The 564-nt window shown below is 48.8% G+C and carries 1 pseudogene; it reads left to right on the forward strand.

Features of this window, described 5'->3' with window-relative positions:
* Positions 1 to 405: pseudogene (locus tag ACR0EL_RS22655) on the forward strand (hypothetical protein); the annotation flags it as partial.
* Between the last annotated feature and the right edge of the window lie 159 nt (positions 406 to 564).

Genomic DNA, 564 nt, shown 5'->3' on the forward strand with positions numbered 1-564 from the left:
GAATCCAGTCACTCGGTGCACAACAACATCTTGCCGTTAGTGCTGGATTTGTCCAACGTCTCCCCCAATCAGGGATGGGCAGGCAAGGAACGCTCTTCATTCGACAGTCGCGCCAATCCAGATGCAATTCTGGTTCTGGCCCTTGTCCACCACATTCGGATTTCTGCCAATATCCCGATGGCATTATTCCTAGACTGGTTGCGGTCTTTCAATTGCGACATCGTTATTGAGTTCGTTGATCGGCACGACGAGATGGTCGTCAAATTGCTGCAGAACAAAACGGAACAGTATCTGGATTACGACCGCGTGGCCTTCGAGCACGAGCTAAAAGAGCGCTTTAAAGTGCGTACTTCCAAAGACCTCAAAGGCGGTAAGCGCGTGATTTACCATATTGAGCCACAGTGATAGGGGATGTTGTTTATACGGTCCTGTTGCCGGTTATATATCCGATGGACTTGCTGTTCGATTTGATGTGGACTGCAACGAATTCTGCTGGGCTATCGATAATTCTGCTTGCAATGGTGATCTCGATTTTGACCATCCCGCTTAAGAAGTGGGCGAAAA

This window comes from Ruegeria sp. AH12 (assembly GCF_056541465.1).